Consider the following 18773-nt stretch of genomic DNA (forward strand, 5'->3'; position numbering starts at 1 on the left):
GGATAGCGGCGGTTTCGGGCGCAACTTTAGCGGAGCAGCATGCCCTGCGCGTCGTTCCCCGATCAGGCAGGCGATGCGAATGCCGCCGGTGTACCCGCAATCGATTCATGCAGGATGAGCCGGAGCCGGTTGCCACGGCAATGCACCGTGCCGCCGTAGGCCATTATCCGTCCGGCCAGACGCTCGGTGGCCTGCTGAACGGTCCGGTTCGACAGTGTGCAACCGCGATCAAGCAGGCCCACGACCACCAGGATGCCGCGGCGATCGCCAGTCTGGCCGCTCCGGGCGCGCACGCTGACCTGTCCCGATTCCAGCTCCAGCAGCAGCGACACCGCCTCGATCAGCGAGCGATAGATGGCAAGCTGCAGATCCACAGTCAGCAGGCAGGGGTTGCCCTCCAGCCGGGGCGGAATCACGCGATGGGTGTTGCTCCAGTTCTCGCATGCGCCGCCAACCCGCAGCGTGATGTACAGCCCAACCTGCTCCAGCCCTGTCGGGTACACCAGACTGGCCTGCTCACGGAACAGCCGCGAGTGCACGGATGAGGCGTGCTGCAGGCTGTTGGCCACCGCATGATGCCCCTGTTCCTTCAGCCAGCTGACCATCTCGCCGAGCGAACTGTCCATCCCTTCGCCCAGCTGCTTGAGATGGGAGGCGCGCTCGCGCAGCTCGCGCTCGCTGGTCTGGTGCGAGCTGCGTGCGAGGCGCAACGTGGTTTCCTCTGCCAGGCTTCGTGACTGCGCGCGTTGATGGTGATAGCTGATGCTGGATCCCAAGGCGAGCAGCGCGACGCTCATCACGGCCATGTTCTGCTGGGTGGCAAACGTGCCCAGGTCGAACGAGGACGGTAGGCCGGTGCTGGGGGTGGCAAAATGGAGTGGAAGGTTCAACAGCGGAATCGCGATGGCCGCGCCACGCCAGCCATGCATGAAGGTCAGGGCGATGGCGGGCAGGGCGGCCAGCAGCACCATATGCGTCCGCGTGGTGTGGGCGCTGATGGCCGTAAGCTGCAAGCACAGCCCCAGCACCAGCATCACCAGGATCGCCGGGACGGTGGGTGCGACAAAACGGTGGGCCCAACCTGGATCGGCGTGCCGTCGCGACCAGAGGAATGCCAACGGCACCAGGGTGATGATGGCGGCGAAGTGACCAAAGATCGTGCGATCAACTGCGCTAAGCAGGTTGCTCGGCGGCGGATTCGACCAGAGAACATATGAAATGCTCAGATTGAGAGCTGGTACGAACAGTGCGGTACAGATCGACAACGAAAGCAGCCAGAGGCCCGTGGCTGCCTCGGACGGCATTCTTTTCCGGTGCAGATAAACCACCAGCATCGCCATCGGCATCAGCAGCGTCGACGCCAGGATGACCCAGTCCAGCCCGTAGCTGTCGATCATGGGGATGCGCAGGGTTGCGAAGTACGCATACTCGCCGAACAGCAGGTAGGGCCACAGGCGGGTCGGGACGGTCAGGAGTGCCGCTGCCCGGATGCCCGCGGGCAGGAAGAATTGATCCAGCGAGAACTGACGCGAGACAAGGCAGCTCAAGGCGTAGACGGCCGCGAGAGCGATTCCGACGGGTCGGATCCGGAAGCTCAGTTCAATTGCTTCTTTGAATCGGTCCAAGCCCCCGCCTCTTGTCTCCCGGCCAATGATGGCTGGTCATTTCTGCAGACACTAGCGACAGTTGGAGATGGGCGCAATCGAGGTGTCTGGCCTCCCTTTGCGCTGCAATCGGCGGCTTCCCACGCTTCATGGCGACATGCTCAGCAGTGCGGCGGCATGGCCACCTGCGGACGGTGAATCATCCACAATCAGCGCGCCCATGTGTCGATCGCGTTCCAGCCGCTGTACCAGCCACACTCGGTGGTTGATGCTGTTCGATGTGTTCGCCATCACACAATCGACGATATCCTGCTGTTGCACGCGCTTGTCCAGGTCCTTGTCGCAGATGCCCCTGGCCCGCACCGTCGGCGGATTTCACTGCAGGTATTGGCGATTTCGGACGCAGCTTCGGCGTGGCAGGGGTTTGCATCGATCCAGTGGATTATGTCCGATAGGTACTGCGGAGTGCGCCCGGTATATGCTGATGCGATTGGCGGTAGCATCCTTCTTGATCCGTATTGCATCCAACCTGGAGGTCAGTGTGAGAAGTTTCCGAATTCATGCATTTGCTGGTGCATTGATGTTGGTGCCGGTATCCGTTTTTGCATTTGCCCCGAGTGACGACCATGGAATCAAGATGGCCGGCCAAGGGCTGGGCCAGTCGATTCCGCAGGCACAGGACCTGAGCGTGGATCCCGGCTGGTTGGTCTATGGGTTCGAGCGCGATGGCATGGATTATTTCCAGGTAAACGATCTCGCGGGGCACGTGCACATCGTGATCGGCAATGCTGCCGGCACGTTCTGGGTGCTGCCGGCAGGTGACCCATCTGCGAAGGTGTCGTTGCCGGAGCAGCGCCTGCCTGTTCCCGCCAAGGCCATCAGAACGGTTGTCTATCGGGCCCCCGCATTCACGCTGGTCAGATATGCAAGCGGAGCTGATGTGTTGTGGGCGGTCGAGGCACCCTGATACTGCCTGTTGCCGGGATATCGGCAAGCGTCAGTATCAGACCGCGTGGGTACCCGGTGTTCGCCGGGTGCCCATGACGCCCTGGGTCAGGGGGAAGAGCGGGAGGCTCATGCGATTCTGCTGCGTTGGTTCGATCCGGTCGCTTGACTGTGAAATGCACTACTGCAGCGCAGAGGGTGCGGGGCAGCTGTACCGCGATGGAGCACTGGGTACTGTCTCAAGTTTGGTTTCGCGGTCGAGGAACAGGATCCTGACCCGGTTGCGATAGCAGTCAACGGTCCCGTCATAGGGGAGGGTTCGCCCGGTCAGTCGCTCGAACGCTGCCATGGTTGTCTGCTGGGAAAGGCGCCTACGCTGTTCCAGCAGTGATACGACCATGAGGATTCCGCGCTTGGAGCCCATTCCGCCGCATCTTGCACGAATGCGAATCTGACCACCTTCATGCTTGAGAAGAATGGAGACCGCATCAATCAGTGTCCGGTAGGCGGCCAACTGCAGTTCCACGCTCAGGTTGCAGGGGTCGCCTTTCAGGTCCGGGCGGAGAACGCGCTCCGTCAGCTTCCATGACTCACGGATGCCACCCGCCTGCAAGGCCACGTAAAGCCCAAGATGCTCCAGGCCCGAGGGATAGACCATGCTGGTCTGTTCGCGAAAGAGCCGCGAATGTACATTCGAGGTATGCAGGAGGCTGCTGGCCACTGCGTGGTGTCCCTGGGCCTTGAGCCAGTCGGCCAGCTCAACCAGCGACGTATCGATGCCGTCGCCGAGTTTGCGAAGGTGCAGGGCACGTTCACGCAGCTCCATCTCGCTGGCCAATTGCGAGCTCCTCGCAAGATGGATGGCGTCCCTTTCCCCCATCTCGCGCAGCCGGTAACGATGGTAGAAGTGGGTGATGCGTGATCCGAGCAGCAGCAATACGATGCCGCTGATCGCCATGATCTGCTGGGTGATGAAGGCCGCGGGATCGAATGCGGTTGGATGGGTGTTGGGCGTGGTCAGGCCGATGACCATGTTGAGCACCGGCACTGCAAGGGCAGCACCCTTCCAGCCATACAGGCAGGTAAGTGCGGCCGCTGGGAGTGCCAACAGCAGCAGGAACGTCGCCTTCAATGCAATCCAGTCTGTGGGCAGTTGAGTCGCTGCCATCCCGATCAGCAGCATCGATGAAAGGGCTGCCAGCATCGGAATCTTTCGCCGTGCGTTCCACTCCTGCCCCACGTCCTGTCGCGCCCACAGCATGGCGATGGGGGCGACCGTCAGAATGCCGATGAAATCACCCACGCTGAAGCGCGCGGCATTGGTCAGGAAGGGCGTGGAAGGGGGTGTTGGCCAGAGCAGATGGGAAAAGCTCAGGTTGAGCAGCGTAATAACGACGCTGGAAGCGGCGGCAATCAACAAGAGGCCGATCGTCTGCGACTCCGCCATCAGTCGCCGTTGCAGCTTCACAATCAGCATCACCGCTGGCATGAGGAACGCGGATGCAACAATGACCCATGTCAGACCGTACTTCTCGATCATCGGCACGCGGGACTGTGCAAAGTACGCATATTCGCCCAACAGCAGGTAGGGCCACAGGCGCGGCGGGCACAACAGCACGGCTGCCACCCGGATGCCGGCTGGCAAATAGAACTGATCCAGCGACAGCTGTCGGGTTGTCCAGTAGGCAACTGCATAAAGCAAGGCAAGCATCAGACCAGCCGGACGAATGCGCACCTTCAGCAACAATCCTTCTTTCCACCAGTCCAATCGCACGTCCCCCTCTCCTACGTGTCCCCTGTCAGCATCCATTCGCCGCGGGGCCCGGTTTCTCAGGACGGTATCGGTCTGCGAACGATTATGCAATTGCACAGCTGCGCATTTAGGAAATTGTCCAGCCATCCATCACAGATATTGCGTGAAATTCTGTGACGTGTGCAGCACGATCAGCGCTGCGGTACGTTTGTCAGAACGTTCAATACAGGTGGAGATGCAGAATCTTCACCACAACGCATCCCGCAACTTGTACCAGGACATCGCCGCCACCAGCAGCGGCGTGCGCAGCAGCCGGCCGCCGGGGAAGGGGGCATGCCGCAGGCGCTGGAACACGTCAAGGCGCTCACTCTGGCCGGCAATGGCGGCGGCGATCACCTCGCCGGCCAGCCCGGCGGAGGCCACGCCATGGCCGGAGAAGCCCTGTGCGAAGTACAGGTTGCCATCCAGCCGGCCCCAGTGCGGGGCGCGGTTGCGGGTGATGTCCACATAACCGCCCCAGACCTGGTCCAGGGCCACGTCGGCCAGCTGCGGGAACACCTGGTGCATGCGCCGCTGCATCACGCCGCGCAGGCCGGGTGGGGGCAGGGCCGAGTAGCTGGCGCGGCCGCCAAACAGCAGGCGGTGGTCGTGGCTGAGACGGAAGTAATCCAGTGCCCAAGCGGTGTCGGCCACGGCCATATTGTTGCCAATCAGCGCCCGGGCGCGTTCAGCACCCAGCGGTTCGCTGGCGCCGATATAGGTGCCAACCGGCATGATCCGCCGTTCCAGCTCGGGCAGCAGGCCCTGCAGCCAGGCGTTACCGGCCACCACCAGATGCGCAGCGCGCACGCTGCCCTGAGCGGTATGCAGGGAAGGCTGTGGTCCCCGCTGTACGCGGGTCACTGCGGAATTCTCGTGGACCACCACGCCAGCGGCGCGCGCCGCATCGGCCAGGCCGCGTGCATAGGCCAGCGGATGCAGATGGGCGCTGAGCGGGTCGAATATCGCGGCGCGGTAGCGCGGGCTGTCCAGCTGCGCGCGCAGGGCATCACGGTCCCACCATTGCATCGGGTAGTCGTAGTGGCGCTGCAGGTGCTCGCAGTTGGCCAGTAATTCACGCTCATGCCGTTCACGGATGGCGACGCTGGCATGGCCTTCCACCCAATGGCAGTCGATGCCGTGGCGATCGATGCGCGTGCGCATTGCCCCGACCGCGTCACGTGACCAGTCGAACAGGTGGCGCGCGTCGTCGCGGCCGAGCTGGCGCTCCAGCTCGTCCACCTCGCAGCCATAGCCGACCAGCGCCTGGCCACCGTTGCGGCCGGACGCGCCCCAACCGATCCGCTGCGCTTCCAGCACCACTACGCGCTGTCCACGCGCGGCCAGCTCCAGCGCGGCGGTCAGGCCGGTGTAGCCGGCGCCAAGTACCGCGACATCGGCCTGCACATTCCCCTGCAGCGAGGGAAGTGCGGGCGGCTCGGGCAAGCTGGCGGCGTACCAGCTGGGCGGGAAGGCGGCGCTCATCGCAGGCCTTGCGGGCGCAGTACGGACGGGCGGAGCGGGGGAGGGCGATCAGCGTTCACGCGCTTAGTTTCGCCGATGCGTGACGGCCATGGTGTGACGGCGACGACTTGCCGCGTTCGCCGGGCGACGGGTAACGTGTCGGCACGCCAAGGAGTTTTCCCATGCGCCGCCTGCCCTGGGTGGGCCTGCCCACCGACAGCACCGTGCTCGGCCATCACCGCTTTGCGGTGGCCGGCGAGAAGTACGTGCGCGCGCTGGCCGAGGCGGCCGAGGTGACCCCGGTTGTGTTGCCGAGCCTGCAGCCTCCTTTCCCGGCTGGCGAATGGCTGCAGGGGCTCGATGGCCTGCTGTTGACCGGCGCGGTCAGCAACATCGAACCGCAGCACTATGAGGGCGGCCGCAGCTGGCCAGGCAATCCGCACGACCCGGCGCGCGATGCCAATGCCTTTGCGTTGCTGCACGAGGCGCTGGCGCTGGATCTGCCAGTGCTGGCGATCTGCCGCGGCTTCCAGGAAGTGAATGTCGCGCTCGGAGGCAGCCTGCATCCGCAGGTGCATGCGGTGCCAGGCCTGGCCGACCACCGCGAAGACCCGCAGGCGCCGGTGGAGGTGCAGTACGGGCCGGCCCATGCAGTCACCCTGGCCGCCGATGGCTGGCTGGCCACGTGGCAGGGCAGCGATCGCGCGCAGGTCAATTCGGTGCACGGGCAGGGCATCGCCCGCCTCGCCGAAGGCCTGCAGGTCGAGGCCTGGGCCGACGATGGCCTGATCGAGGCCGCACGCAGTCCGCACCATCGTTTCGTGCTCGGCGTACAGTGGCACCCGGAGTGGCGTGTCATGCAGGCGCCGTTCTATCACGCTATTTTCCGTGCGTTCGGCCAAGCTTGCCGGCAGCACCAACAGAACCGACTGGATTCCCGATGAGTTCCCGAACGCGCCCGCGCAAGACGGCTACGCCCCCCGCACCGCAGGAAAGCAGTCTGCTGCGCTGGCTGAAGGAGCGGCGCATCACCGAGGTCGAATGCCTGGTGCCGGACATCACCGGCAACGCGCGCGGCAAGATCATTCCCGCCGACAAGTTCTCTCATGATTACGGCACGCGCTTGCCGGAAGGCATTTTCGCGACCACCGTAACCGGCGAGTTCCCGGACGATTACTACGACCTGACCTCGCCTTCGGATTCGGACATGATCCTGCGTCCGGACCCGGATACCGTGCGCATGGTGCCGTGGGCCACCGATCCGACCGCGCAGGTCATCCACGATTGCTACACCAAGACCGGCGAGCCGCACGAGCTGGCGCCGCGCAACGTGCTGCGACGCGTGTTGGACGCTTACACGGAGCTGGGCCTGCGCCCGGTGGTGGCGCCGGAGCTGGAGTTCTTCCTGGTGCAGAAGAACACCGATCCCGATTTCCCGCTGCTGCCGCCGGCCGGTCGCTCGGGGCGGCCGGAAACGGCTCGCCAGTCCTACTCGATCGATGCGGTCAACGAATTCGACCCCATCCTCGACCTGATGTACGACTACTGTGATGCGATGAAGCTGGACGTGGATACGCTCATCCACGAGTCCGGCGCGGCGCAGCTGGAAGTCAACTTCACCCATGCCAATGCGATGGACCTGGCCGACCAGGTGTTCCTGTTCAAGCGCACCATGCGCGAATCGGCGATGCGTCACGGGGTGTATGCCACCTTCCTGGCCAAGCCGATGGAGAACGAGCCGGGCAGCGCCATGCACATTCACCAGAGCCTGCTGCGGATAAGCGATGGCCAGAACGTTTTCACCGGCGAACATGGCGGGGAAGATTTCAGCCCGTTGTTCGCGCACTACCTGGCCGGCCTGCAGAAGTATGTGCCGATGGCCATGGCGTTCTTCGCGCCGAACGTGAATTCCTACCGCCGGCTGGTGTTTGGCGAGGTCTCGCCGAGCAACGTGCACTGGGGCTTCGACAACCGCACCTGCGGCCTGCGCGTGCCCTTGGATACGCCGGAGAACATGCGTGTGGAGAGCCGCTTCGCTGGCTCTGACGCCAACCCTTACCTGGCGATGGCTGCGACCCTGGCCTGTGGCCTTCTCGGTATCCACGAGCGGCTGGCACCGGATGCCCCTGTGACCGGCAGCGCCAAGGAGCTGGGCTACAACCTGCCGCGCTCACTGGGCGAAGCGCTGGACGGGCTGGAGCAGTGCAGCGAGCTGCAGGCCCTGCTGGGCGAGCGCTTCTGCCGTGCCTACATTTCGGTCAAGCGCAAGGAATACGAGACCTTTTTCCGTGTCATCAGTTCGTGGGAGCGCGAGTTCCTGCTGCTGAACGTCTGAGCATCTGGAATAGAAAAATCCGCCGCCGGGGGGTAGGCTGGCACCCGTCGCCGGCCCCGCCGGCCCCCCTTCCCGCATTCTGGAGCACCCGATGAAGCTGCGTATCCTCACGCTCGGCCTGGCCTCCGCCATGCTTGCCGCCTGCAGCGGTGGCAATGGTGGCGCGCAGGACAGCCAGGTCCTGAACGTCTACAACTACAGCGACTACATCGCCGAGGACACCATTCCGACCTTCGAGAAGGAGAGCGGGATCAAGGTGACCTACGATGTGTTCGACAGCGATGAGATGGTCGAGACCAAGCTGCTGGCCGGCAACAGCGGCTACGACGTGGTGGTGCCGACCCTGAACTTCTTCGGTCGCCAGATCCAGGCCGGCGTGTTCCTGCCGCTGGACAAGAGCAAGATCCCGAACCTGGCCAACCTCGATCCGGCGGTGATGAAGCGCATCGCCACCCAGGATCCGGGCAACCAGTACGGCGTGCCGTACATGATCGGTACCACCGGCATCGGCTACAACGTGGAGATGCTGAAGCAGCGCTTCGGCGGCAGCACCGACATCGCCAACAGCTGGGACCTGGTGTTCAAGCCGGAGAACATCAGCAAGATGAAGGACTGCGGCGTGACCATCCTGGACACGCCGGCGGACATGATCCCGATCGCGCTGCATTACCTGGGCCTGGACCCGCACAGCGGTGACCCGGCCGAGCTGCAGAAGGCGGCCGACCTGCTGAAGTCGATTCGCCCCTACGTGCAGAATTTCCACTCCTCGCAGTACGTGGGGTCGCTGGCCAATGGCGGCACCTGCCTGGTGGTCGGCTGGTCGGGTGACATCATCCAGGCCCGCGACCGCGCCGAGGAGGCCAGCAACGGCGTGCACGTGGCCTATTCGATCCCGAAGGAAGGCGCCCCGCAGTGGTTCGACATGCTGGCGATCCCGAAGGATGCCAAGCATCCGGAAGCCGCATACGCCTTCATCAACTACCTGCTGCAGCCGAAGGTTGCCGCGGCCAACACCAACTTCATCCACTACGCCAACCCGGTGCCGACCGCGACTCCGCTGGTGGATGAGGCGATCCGTACCGACCCGACCATCTACCCGCCGGCCGACGTGGCCGAGAAGATGTTCACCTATTCGATCAACACGCCGGAAACCGACAAGCTCTACACCCGGCTGTGGACCGAAGTGAAGACTGGCAGGTAAAGGGTCCTGCCCGCTGGAAGACAGCGGTAGCGCCGGGCCATGCCCGGCGGATGGCCTCAGCCCTTCCCGGAGGCGGCACCGCCGCCCCGGCGAAGGTGCCGCAGGATCGCCGGCAACAGGTCACGTGCATCGCGACCGCCGTTGCACAGGAACGACGAACTCATCCGCTGCAGGTTGTGCATGCCGATGAAGAACAGCCCCGGATGCGGTGAAACGCCGAACTCGCCGAGCGGATAGCCATGTGCGTCCAGCACGCCCTGCACGTCGAGCCACGGCCATTCGGCGACGAAGCCGGTGGCCAGCACCACCGAACGGATGCCTTCCGTCCGCAGATCCAGTTCACGCGGGGCGGCGTCCGGCTCCCAATGCAGATAGACCTCGTCGGGAATGTAGCGGGCATCGTCGGTGCGCGGTTCGGGCCGCGTGGCGTAGTACGCGCTGGCCAGCGAATCGAGATAGGCATATTCGGTCCGTGTCGCCTCGATCGCGGTGCGCAGCTGCGGGCGCACATCGGCGAAGCGGGCGACGTTTCCATCGAAGCCCTGCAACCGACCCAGCAGCCTGATGCCTGCGCGGTGCATCGCCAGCAGGCTGATCGAGCTGCCCAGGCCGGCACGCCCCTTGCCGGAAATCAGCGGGAATTCGGCGGTACGGGCCTTGCGCAGCGCATCCGGTTCTCCGGCCAGGACGGCGGCCGCTTCACTCACATGCTGGTGGATACGCCCGGCCATGTCCCACCAGGTCATCGAGTCCTTGCCGCGCAGCCGGCGGGTATGCGAATGCCGCTGGGCCAGTGACCAGTGCACGCTGCGACCGCTGTCGCGCAGGTCCTGGGCGATCTGCGCGCCGGACTGGCCGCCACCGATGACCAGCACGCCGCCGTCGGGCAGCTGGCGGGGGCTGCGGTAGTCGCCGGAGTGCAGCACCGTCAGACCCCGCGCAGGCGCGAACGGGACCCGCGGCATCCGCGCGCGCCGGTACTCGCCGGTGGCGACCACAACCGCCCCAGCGCGGATCAATCCGTGGCTGGTTTCGATGGCATAGCCGCCCGATTCGGGCGTGACCCGCTGAACCGCACAACCTTCGCTGATCGGCAACGAACGTTCGTCGGCATAGTCGCGCAGCCGCCGGATCACCTCCGGGGCCCCCATGAAACCTTCCGGGTCGTCACCCGCATAGGCATGGCCGTGCAGGGCCATCGTCGCGTTGGCGGTGTTGGTCTGGAACGAATCCCAGCGCCGCTGCCAGCTGGCGCCCACGGTTTCGGCCTCCAGCACGCGATGCTCGACGCCGGCTTCCTGCAGGAGCGCGCTGAGGGACAGCCCGGCCTGGCCGGCGCCGATGATGACCAGCGGCAGCGTTGCAGGCAGGGAGCCCGGCATGCGGGGCGGGAAAGGGGAGGGGCGGTCCGGGGAAGTCACCAGGGTGGGTCCATGCAAGTGCTTGATCCGGGCCATTGCGCGGGGAATGCCCCGGGCCTTCAACAGATCCGGTTCTGAAAAACGTTGCAGATCGAGGCGTCGCCTGTGGTGTCTGGCCGGGACGACCGCAGGGTCGTCCAGGGGAGCCCGGGCCTTTGCGCGGACAGGCCACCATGGCGGGGGAAAACCGACACTCCTAGGGCCCCCGGGGCTGGCCAGCGGCCGCTTCCGCCTGCCGCCGTCATATCCCCTGGGCCCCCCGGCCGTTAGAATGGCGGCCGCTGTCCACCGCCCGCTCCCGGAGCCCCCATGCCCGTTGAAGCCCAGCCGGTAGCCACCGTCGTCGACACGACCGGTGCGCCCGGCTATCTCTCCATTCGTGACCTGCGCAAGGAATTCGACGGTTTCGTCGCCGTCGACGACGTCAACCTGGACGTGCGCAAGGGCGAGATCTTTGCCCTGCTCGGTGGCTCCGGCAGTGGCAAATCGACCCTGCTGCGCTGCCTCGGCGGCTTCGAGACGCCCACCAAGGGCAGCATCACTCTCGATGGCCAGCGCCTGGACGCGCTGCCGCCGTACCAGCGGCCGGTCAATATGATGTTCCAGTCCTATGCGCTGTTCCCGCACATGACGGTCGAGCAGAACATCGCCTTCGGCCTGAAGCAGGACGGGATGGCAAAGGAGGCGATCAGCAAGCGTGTCGGCGAGATGCTGGACCTGGTGCAGATGGGCCACCTGGGCAAGCGCAAGCCGCACCAGCTGTCCGGCGGCCAGCAGCAGCGCGTGGCGCTGGCGCGGTCGCTGGCCAAGGGGCCGAAGCTGCTGCTGCTGGACGAGCCGATGGGCGCGCTGGACAAGAAGCTGCGCTCGCAGATGCAGCTGGAACTGGTCAGCATCATCGAATCGTCGGGCGTGACCTGTGTGATGGTCACCCACGACCAGGAAGAAGCGATGACCATGGCCACCCGCATCGCAGTGATGGATGCCGGCTGGATCCAGCAGGTCGGCAAGCCGGACGAGGTCTACGAGCAGCCGGCCAACCGCTTCGTCGCGGGCTTCATCGGTTCAGTCAATTCCTTCGACGGCGTGATCGACGAGGACCTGCCCGAGTACGTGACCGTGCGGACGCCGCTGTTCCCCGCGCCGATCTACATCGCCCATGGCATCACCTGCTATGAAGGGCAACCGGTCGCGTTCGCGCTGCGCCCCGAGAAGGTGATGATCGGCAAGGACGAGCCGGAAGGGCACACCAACAAGGCGCAGGGCGTGATCGAGGACATCGCCTACTTCGGCAGCCATTCGGTCTATCACGTGCGCCTGCCCAGTGGTGCCAAGGTGCTGGCCAACTTCGCCAACTCGCAGCGCTGGGCCAGTGACGGCCTGACCTGGGGCGACGAAGTGTGGGTGCATTGGCGCGACAACGACGGCGTGGTGCTGACCTCATGAGCGTCGCCGGCCTGAAGCGCTGGCTGCCGGGGCTGCGTGCCACGGTGATCGGCATTCCGTACCTGTGGCTGCTGCTGTTCTTCGCAGTGCCGTTCCTGATCGTGCTGATGATCAGCTTCTCGCACAGCCGGGTCGGCTCGCCGCCGTACACCTGGCTGCTGCAGTACGTGGACGGCGCGTTCTCGCTCAAGCTCAACCTCGAGAACTACCTGGCCCTGTTCCGCGACTCGATCTATGCGCAGGCCTTCCTGAGTTCGATCAAGATCGCGGCCATCTCCACTTTCCTGACCCTGCTGATCGGCTACCCGATGGCCTATGCCATCGCCCGCCTGTCGCCGGCCGCGCGCAACGTGGCAATGATGCTGGTGGTGCTGCCGTCGTGGACCTCGTTCCTGATCCGCGTGTATGCGTGGAAGGCGATCCTGGACCGCAACGGCCTGCTCGACCAGTTCCTGCAGTTCACTGGCCTGCAATCGCTGATGACCAGCATGGGCCTGCCCAAGCTGCAGCTGATCGACACCCCGACCGCCGCCTACATCGGCATCGTCTACTGCTATCTGCCGTTCATGGTGCTGCCGCTGTACGCCAATCTGGTCAAGCATGACCACCGCCTGCTGGAAGCCGCCTACGACCTTGGTGCCAAGCCGTGGCAGGCGTTCCTGCGCATCACCCTGCCGCTGTCCAAGGCCGGCATCATCGCCGGTTGCATGCTGGTGATGATCCCTGCGATCGGCGAATTCGTGATTCCGGAAATGCTGGGTGGCTCGGAGACGCTGATGGTCGGCCGCCAGCTGTGGAACGAGTTCTTCAACAACCGCAACTGGCCGGGTGCCTCGGCGATGGCGGTGGCGATGATCCTGTTGCTGCTGGTGCCCATCCTGCTGTTCAACCGTTCCCAGCAGCGCCTGCTGGAAGGGAAGCAGGCATGAGCCCGCGTAGCGCAAAGGGCCTCGGGCTGGGTGTGCTGCTGCTCGGCTTCGCCTTCCTGTACCTGCCGATCCTGTTGTTGATGTTCTATTCGTTCAACAGCTCGCGGCTGGCGATGGTCTGGGCCGGGTTCTCTACCCGCGCCTACAGCGACCTGTTCGCCGACCGCGCGCTGATGGATGCGATGTGGACCAGCCTGGTGGTCGCGTTCTGGACCGCCTGTACCGCCACCGTGCTGGGCACGCTGGCGGCAATGGTGATGACGCGCTTCAAGCGCTTCCGTGGCAAGCCGCTGTTCGGCGCGCTGGTGACCGCGCCGCTGGTGATGCCGGATGTGATCCTGGGCTTCTCGCTGATGGCGCTGCTGGCCTCGATGGGCGCGATTCCCGGCTTCCCGGCGCGCGGCCTGACCACCATCTGGATCGCCCACGTCACCTTCACCCTGTGCTTCGTCACCGTGGTGGTGTCCTCGCGGCTGCAGGAAATGGACCTGTCGCTGGAAGAAGCCGCGATGGACCTGGGCGCCAGCCGGCTGACCGTGTTCGGGCGCATCACCCTGCCGATCATCGCGCCGGCGCTGGTGGCCGGTTGGCTGCTGGCGTTCACCCTGTCGCTGGATGACGTGGTGGTGGCCAGCTTCGTCGCCACGCCGGGCTCGACCACGCTGCCGATGAAGGTGTTCGCCTCGGTGCGCATGGGCATCAGCCCGAAGATCAACGCGTTGGCCACCCTGCTGGTGTCGGCGGTGTCGATCGCCGCGGTGATCGGCTGGTACATCAACGCGCGTGCCGAGAAACGGCGCCAGCGCGACCTGCAACTGGCACGCCAGGACAACGGCTGAGCACACGGTTTGTCGACAGCGTCGGCAACATCCGGCTCACGGCCGGCGGCGCACAATGGGGGTCTACCAGATGGAGATCCCCCATGACCGTCGAGATTGTCGACCCGGCCACCGGCCAGGTGACCTACCGCCATGAACTGATGGGTGCTGCCGACATCGAGCAGCGCCTGCAGGCTGCTGCCGATGCCTTCCCCGGCTGGGCCGAGCGCTCGCTGCAGGAGCGGGGGGCGATCCTCAAGCAGATCGCTGGTCAACTGCGTGCGCGCCGCGATGATCTGCAGCAGGCGATGACCCACGAGATGGGCAAGCTCAAGGCAGAGGCGTTGGCCGAGGTCGACAAGTGCGCGGCGGCCTGCGAGTACTACGCCGACCATGCTGCCGACTATCTCAAGCCGCAGCTGATCGACACCGAAGCCCAGCGCAGCTATGTGCGCTACGAGCCGATCGGCTGCGTGTTCGCGGTGATGCCGTGGAATTTCCCGATCTGGCAGGTGTTCCGTTTCCTCGCGCCAGCCTTCATGGCTGGCAACGTGGCCCTGCTCAAGCACGCCAGCAATGTGCCCCAGTGTGCCGACCTGATCCTGGCGGTATGCCGTGACGGTGGCCTGCCGGACGGCGTGTTCGATGTACTGCACATCGACAACGACCAGGCGGCTGACGTGCTGCGCGATGCACGGGTGAAGGCAGTGACCCTGACCGGCAGCGAACGGGCAGGGCGCTCGATCGCATCCAACGCGGGCAGCCAGCTGAAGAAGTCGGTGATGGAGCTGGGTGGCAGCGATGCCTTCGTGGTGCTCGACGATGCCGACCTCGACAAGACTGTGGCGGCGGCGGTGAAGTCGCGCTTCGACAACAGCGGGCAGACCTGCATCGCGGCCAAGCGCTTCATCGTGGTCGATGCGGTGGCCGATGAGTTCACACGTCGTTTCGTTGAAGCGGCGGGCGAGCGGCAGTACGGTGATCCCGACGAGCGTGGCACCACGCTGGCGCCGATGGCGCGCGCGGACCTGCGCGACGAACTGCACAAGCAGGTGCAGGCCAGCGTGGCCAAGGGCGCGCGGGTACTGCTGGGTGGTGAGCCGATTGCGGGTACACATGCCGGCTATCCGGCCACCGTGCTCGATCAGGTCGGCCCGGGCATGCCGGCCTACGACGAGGAGCTGTTCGGGCCGGTGGCTGCGGTGATCCGTGTCAAGGATGAGGCCGAGGCACTGCGCGTGGCCAACGACACCCGCTTCGGCCTGGGCGGCAGCGTGTGGACGCGCGATCCGGTGCGCGGCGAACGTTTCGCCCAGCGCATGGAATGCGGTGCCGCGTTCGTCAACGCCATCGTCAAGAGCGACGCGCGGCTTCCGTTCGGCGGCAGCAAACAGTCCGGTTTCGGCCGGGAGCTGGCCGACCACGGCATCCATGAATTCATGAACATCAAGACCGTCTACGTGGCCTGATGCCCAACGGTAGTGCCGGCCGCTGGCCGGCATTGCCTGGTTGCCGGCCAGCGGCCGGCACTACCAGGTGTTTCTGCCACGACCAACGGTCGTGGCCTACCGGTTTGGTGGGTATCGACGTCCCCCGTGCCTGGTGGGTATCGACCGTTGGTCGATACGCCCTACAACCACTTCGCGCGCTTGAACAACCGGTACAGCCCCACGCACACGCCACCCACGCCCACGATCATCAGCGGGTAGGACCACGGCTCGCTCAACTCCGGCATGTGGCTGAAGTTCATGCCGTACCAGCTGGTGATCAGCGTCGGCGCCGCCAGCAGCGCGGCCCATGCACCCAGCCGCTTCACCGTCTCGCCCTGCGCCAGCGTCACCAGCGACAGGTTCACGCTCAGTGCGGTGCCCAGCATCTCGCGCAGCGTGTCGATCACATCGCTGATGCGTACCGCATGGTCGTGCACATCGCGCACGTACAGCTTCACTTCGTCCGGCACCAGCTCACCCTGGTAGCGCCGCAGCTGTGCCAGTACATCCTGCAGCGGCGCCACCGCCATCCGCATCTTGTTCAGTTCGCGCTTGAGCTCGTACAGCCGCACCACCGTGCTGCGCTTGTAGGTGTCGGCGAAGATGTCCTTTTCCAGCAGGTCCAGGGTGTCGCGGAAGCGGTGCACGATGGGCAGGTAGTTGTCGACCACGAAGTCGGTCACCGCGTACAGGCAGTACGACGGGCCCATCTTCAGCAGCTGCGGCTCGCGTTCCACCCGCGCACGCACCGGGGCATAGGACAGCGAAGCGCCATGGCGTACCGTCACCAGGAAGCGCGGGCCGAGGAAGGCATGGGTTTCGCCGTACTGGATGCGCTCGTCGACCATCTGCGCGGTGGTCACCACCACGAACATGGAATTGCCGTAGGTCTCGACCTTGGGCCGCTGGTGCGCGTTGCGCGCATCCTCGATGGCCAGGTCGTGCAGGCAGAACTCTTCCTGCAGTTTCAACAGCACATCGTCGTCGGGGTCGTACAGGCCGACCCAGACGAAGCCGTTGCCACTGGCAATGACATCGCTGATGGCGTCCAGGGTGATGTCGTGGCGTTTGCCCTCGTCATCGTAGTGGACGCAGTTGATGACGCAGGCGGGGTTGGCCGAGGCGGGCGCGGCAGCAGAGGCGGGCAATGACATGCCCGCCATCGTGCGTCAGGGCTGTGTCTTGGACAAGTGAGGATGGCGCCCCAGTACCCACGCCAGCGCCACATGCACCGGCAGCAGCAGCACGATCCACTGCACGTTGTACTGTGCCTGCAGGCTCAGCCAGTGCAGTACCAGCGCGGCCACCGCCTGTACCGCCAGCAGCCACAGCACGATCCTGAACATGCGGCCCGGCACGCGCCGGCGCAGCAGGGCGATTGCACCCGGCAGCAGCAGCACCGCCAGCGGCGAGAGCAACAGCAGGTTGCGGTTGGCCCATGCGGCGTAGTGGATGCTGAAGCCCCACAGGAACACCAGCACGCCACCAAACAGGGCGCACAGCAGCCAGAACGGCAGGGCCAGCCCGGCCAGCAGGCGCGGGCGGTTGCGCAGCGCCAGCACGCCGCCGGCCACGATCAGCCCGAGCAGCAGCCACGGCCACCAGCGGCGCGCGAATTCCTTCGGCTCCGGATCGATACGGTGCGGCAGCAGTTCCTGCTCGGACTGCACCAGCGGACGGCCATCGCTGTTGCGTGCCTGGCGCAGCGCATCGGCCAGGCGCATCGGCACGAAGGCTTCCTGCCAGCGCGACAGCGGCTGGTCGGCGAACGGCCCGAGGCCGACATCGAAGCCCAGCCACATCCACGGTGCCGGCGACGCCAGGCGGACCGATTCACTGCGGTAGGTGTTGCCGCGCGAGCGCCCCGACAGCTGCGACTGCAGGCCGCCACCCAATGCCTTGTCCAGCGTGTCGCGCACCATCGTGGCGCAGTTGGCGGTGTAGTAATCGTAGTGGTAGCGCGCGTTTTCAGGCTTGGCCCGCTCGGCCAGGTCGGCGGCCAGCGAACGTGCCTGGTCCGGGCGCAGGTCCAGCCACTGCACGCTGGCACCGCGGCCGGTCTCGTCGTAGTACGACAGGTCCTGCTGCAACGGCAGCGCCACCAGGTAATACATCATGTCGCCGCGTGCGAAGCGGCTGATGAAATCGTCCTCGGACGGATCGAAGTAGCCGAAGTTGTACGAGGTTGCCTCACCGCTCACCGGATCGAGCACGACGATGGCATCGTGACCGAAGCGTTCGAAGAACACGGTGCCCGGCTGCATGGTCACCACGCCGATGCGCGGGGCAGGGGCTTCAGCGTTGGTCGCGGGTACGGCAGGTGTGGCTGCCACCGGCTGCGCGAAGGCGGCCAGCGGCAGGGCCATGGCCAGCACGCACAGTACCAGCCACACCATGAGGATCAGGCCGCGGCGCTTCAAGCGTCGTCCTGTGCGTCCGGCGGCAGCACGGTCACGTGGAAGGCCTGCACCCGGCGCGCATCGGCGCGGGCCACGCGGAACATGAAACGGTCCAGCGCCAGCTCGTCACCGACTTCCGGCAGATGGCCCACGGCCTCGGTGACCAGGCCACCGATGGTGTCGTAGTCCTCGTCGGAGAAGGTGGCACCGAAGCGCTCGTTGAAGTCGCCGATCGGGGTCAGCGCGTCGACCACGTACTGGCCGTCGGACTGGATGGCGATCTGCGCCGAGGGATCTTCAGCCTCGTCATGCTCGTCGTCGATGTCGCCGACGATCTGTTCCAGCACGTCCTCGATGGTGACCAGCCCGGCGACACCGCCGTACTCGTCGACCACGATGGCCATGTGGTTGCGCGACAGGCGGAACTCCTTCAGCAGCACGTTGAGCTTCTTCGCTTCCGGGATCAGCACCGCCGGGCGCAGCAGCTCGCGCACGTTGGCCGGGCCGTTGTCGGCAACCACGCCGCGCAGCAGATCCTTGGCCAGCAGGATGCCAAGGATGTCGTCCTTGTTCTCGCCGTGCACCGGGAAGCGCGAATGGCCGGATTCGACCACCTGCTTCATCAGTTCCAGGAAGGGCGCTTCGACCGGCAGCGAGACCATCTGCGAACGCGAGATCATCACGTCGCCCACGGTCAGCTCGGCCACCGAAATGGCGCCTTCCATCATCTTCAGGGTATCGGCGGCGATCAGACCCTCTTCCTGCGCGGTGTGCAGGACAGCGACCAGCTCGTCGCGGGTATGGGGTTCGCCGGAGAAGGCGGAGGTCAGGCGTTCAAGCCAGCCGCGCTTCTTTTCACTGTGCTCCGCAGGGGAGCTACTACTGTCGTCTTCTGACATCTCTGGAAAAAAGGCACCCGGCAGGCCGGG

The 18773-nt window shown here is 65.3% G+C and carries 16 protein-coding genes; 8 read left to right on the top strand and 8 right to left on the bottom strand.

Annotated elements, in window-relative coordinates; genetic code table 11:
• Positions 1-62: 62 nt before the first annotated feature.
• A complete protein-coding gene (locus tag AC3ITW_RS07215; protein ID WP_004151685.1) occupies positions 63-1625 on the bottom strand; it encodes an MASE1 domain-containing protein in 1563 nt (520 codons plus the stop codon).
• Positions 1626-1751: 126 nt separating this feature from the next.
• On the bottom strand, positions 1752-1925 hold the full coding sequence (locus AC3ITW_RS07220) for a hypothetical protein (protein ID WP_489390182.1): 174 nt from the start codon (positions 1923-1925) through the stop codon (positions 1752-1754).
• Between the two features lie 187 nt (positions 1926-2112).
• Here AC3ITW_RS07220 and AC3ITW_RS07225 point away from each other — a divergent pair, with 187 nt between their 5' ends.
• The gene (locus tag AC3ITW_RS07225; protein ID WP_229298184.1) at positions 2113-2571 is read left to right on the top strand and encodes a hypothetical protein; all 459 of its coding nucleotides are present in this window, start codon (positions 2113-2115) and stop codon (positions 2569-2571) included.
• A gap of 159 nt (positions 2572-2730) precedes the next feature.
• Here the strand turns inward: AC3ITW_RS07225 and AC3ITW_RS07230 are convergent, their stop codons facing one another.
• Positions 2731-4323 carry an MASE1 domain-containing protein gene (locus AC3ITW_RS07230; RefSeq protein ID WP_004151688.1) on the bottom strand — a complete coding sequence of 531 codons (1593 nt, stop codon included), beginning with the start codon at positions 4321-4323 and terminating at the stop codon, positions 2731-2733.
• A gap of 225 nt (positions 4324-4548) precedes the next feature.
• A complete protein-coding gene (locus tag AC3ITW_RS07235; protein WP_154354665.1) occupies positions 4549-5826 on the bottom strand; it encodes an NAD(P)/FAD-dependent oxidoreductase in 1278 nt (425 codons plus the stop codon).
• Between the two features lie 161 nt (positions 5827-5987).
• Here AC3ITW_RS07235 and AC3ITW_RS07240 point away from each other — a divergent pair, with 161 nt between their 5' ends.
• The 3 genes from AC3ITW_RS07240 (at position 5988) to AC3ITW_RS07250 (ending at position 9341) form a co-directional block, all read left to right on the top strand.
• The gene (locus AC3ITW_RS07240; RefSeq protein ID WP_004151711.1) at positions 5988-6749 is read left to right on the top strand and encodes a gamma-glutamyl-gamma-aminobutyrate hydrolase family protein; all 762 of its coding nucleotides are present in this window, start codon (positions 5988-5990) and stop codon (positions 6747-6749) included.
• A complete protein-coding gene (locus AC3ITW_RS07245; protein WP_012510574.1) occupies positions 6746-8140 on the top strand; it encodes a glutamine synthetase family protein in 1395 nt (464 codons plus the stop codon). Before AC3ITW_RS07240 ends, AC3ITW_RS07245 begins: the two co-directional genes overlap by 4 nt.
• Before the next feature lie 91 nt (positions 8141-8231).
• On the top strand, positions 8232-9341 hold the full coding sequence (locus AC3ITW_RS07250) for a polyamine ABC transporter substrate-binding protein (RefSeq protein WP_004151739.1): 1110 nt from the start codon (positions 8232-8234) through the stop codon (positions 9339-9341).
• 56 nt (positions 9342-9397) lie between these two features.
• Here the strand turns inward: AC3ITW_RS07250 and AC3ITW_RS07255 are convergent, their stop codons facing one another.
• On the bottom strand, positions 9398-10798 hold the full coding sequence (locus AC3ITW_RS07255; protein WP_489390183.1) for a flavin-containing monooxygenase: 1401 nt from the start codon (positions 10796-10798) through the stop codon (positions 9398-9400).
• Between the two features lie 273 nt (positions 10799-11071).
• Between AC3ITW_RS07255 and AC3ITW_RS07260 the strand changes: the two genes are divergently transcribed.
• The 4 genes from AC3ITW_RS07260 (at position 11072) to AC3ITW_RS07275 (ending at position 15424) form a co-directional block, all read left to right on the top strand.
• Positions 11072-12208: an ABC transporter ATP-binding protein gene (locus tag AC3ITW_RS07260; protein ID WP_489390184.1), complete on the top strand. Its 1137-nt coding sequence runs from the start codon at positions 11072-11074 to the stop codon at positions 12206-12208.
• Positions 12205-13137 carry an ABC transporter permease subunit gene (locus tag AC3ITW_RS07265; RefSeq protein ID WP_012510577.1) on the top strand — a complete coding sequence of 311 codons (933 nt, stop codon included), beginning with the start codon at positions 12205-12207 and terminating at the stop codon, positions 13135-13137. The genes AC3ITW_RS07260 and AC3ITW_RS07265 overlap by 4 nt, the downstream gene beginning before the upstream one ends.
• Positions 13134-13976 carry an ABC transporter permease subunit gene (locus AC3ITW_RS07270; RefSeq protein ID WP_008267688.1) on the top strand — a complete coding sequence of 281 codons (843 nt, stop codon included), beginning with the start codon at positions 13134-13136 and terminating at the stop codon, positions 13974-13976. Before AC3ITW_RS07265 ends, AC3ITW_RS07270 begins: the two co-directional genes overlap by 4 nt.
• Positions 13977-14059: 83 nt before the next feature.
• Positions 14060-15424: an NAD-dependent succinate-semialdehyde dehydrogenase gene (locus AC3ITW_RS07275; protein WP_153675219.1), complete on the top strand. Its 1365-nt coding sequence runs from the start codon at positions 14060-14062 to the stop codon at positions 15422-15424.
• A 161-nt stretch (positions 15425-15585) separates the two neighbouring features.
• Here AC3ITW_RS07275 and AC3ITW_RS07280 read toward each other — a convergent pair whose 3' ends face one another.
• The 3 genes from AC3ITW_RS07280 to AC3ITW_RS07290 are packed head-to-tail and all read right to left on the bottom strand — an operon-like array spanning position 15586 to position 18743.
• Positions 15586-16608: a magnesium and cobalt transport protein CorA gene (locus tag AC3ITW_RS07280; protein ID WP_489390185.1), complete on the bottom strand. Its 1023-nt coding sequence runs from the start codon at positions 16606-16608 to the stop codon at positions 15586-15588.
• A 6-nt stretch (positions 16609-16614) separates the two neighbouring features.
• Positions 16615-17865, bottom strand: coding sequence for a lipoprotein N-acyltransferase Lnb domain-containing protein (locus tag AC3ITW_RS07285; protein ID WP_004151955.1), 1251 nt, complete (start codon positions 17863-17865; stop codon positions 16615-16617).
• A complete protein-coding gene (locus tag AC3ITW_RS07290; RefSeq protein ID WP_004151956.1) occupies positions 17862-18743 on the bottom strand; it encodes a CorC family transporter in 882 nt (293 codons plus the stop codon). Before AC3ITW_RS07290 ends, AC3ITW_RS07285 begins: the two co-directional genes overlap by 4 nt.
• Positions 18744-18773: the final 30 nt, after the last annotated feature.

Source organism: Stenotrophomonas sp. KH_052 (assembly GCF_057838755.1).

Bases quoted from the DNA above. Each gene is read 5' to 3' on its own strand.
- AC3ITW_RS07235 (WP_154354665.1), bottom strand. From the start codon at position 5,826: ATGAGCGCCGCCTTCCCGCCCAGCTGGTACGCCGCCAGCTTGCCCGAG.
- AC3ITW_RS07240 (WP_004151711.1), top strand. From the start codon at position 5,988: ATGCGCCGCCTGCCCTGGGTGGGCCTGCCCACCGACAGCACCGTGCTC.
- AC3ITW_RS07245 (WP_012510574.1), top strand. From the start codon at position 6,746: ATGAGTTCCCGAACGCGCCCGCGCAAGACGGCTACGCCCCCCGCACCG.
- AC3ITW_RS07250 (WP_004151739.1), top strand. From the start codon at position 8,232: ATGAAGCTGCGTATCCTCACGCTCGGCCTGGCCTCCGCCATGCTTGCC.
- AC3ITW_RS07255 (WP_489390183.1), bottom strand. From the start codon at position 10,798: ATGGCCCGGATCAAGCACTTGCATGGACCCACCCTGGTGACTTCCCCG.
- AC3ITW_RS07260 (WP_489390184.1), top strand. From the start codon at position 11,072: ATGCCCGTTGAAGCCCAGCCGGTAGCCACCGTCGTCGACACGACCGGT.
- AC3ITW_RS07265 (WP_012510577.1), top strand. From the start codon at position 12,205: ATGAGCGTCGCCGGCCTGAAGCGCTGGCTGCCGGGGCTGCGTGCCACG.
- AC3ITW_RS07270 (WP_008267688.1), top strand. From the start codon at position 13,134: ATGAGCCCGCGTAGCGCAAAGGGCCTCGGGCTGGGTGTGCTGCTGCTC.
- AC3ITW_RS07275 (WP_153675219.1), top strand. From the start codon at position 14,060: ATGACCGTCGAGATTGTCGACCCGGCCACCGGCCAGGTGACCTACCGC.
- AC3ITW_RS07280 (WP_489390185.1), bottom strand. From the start codon at position 16,608: ATGGCGGGCATGTCATTGCCCGCCTCTGCTGCCGCGCCCGCCTCGGCC.
- AC3ITW_RS07290 (WP_004151956.1), bottom strand. From the start codon at position 18,743: ATGTCAGAAGACGACAGTAGTAGCTCCCCTGCGGAGCACAGTGAAAAG.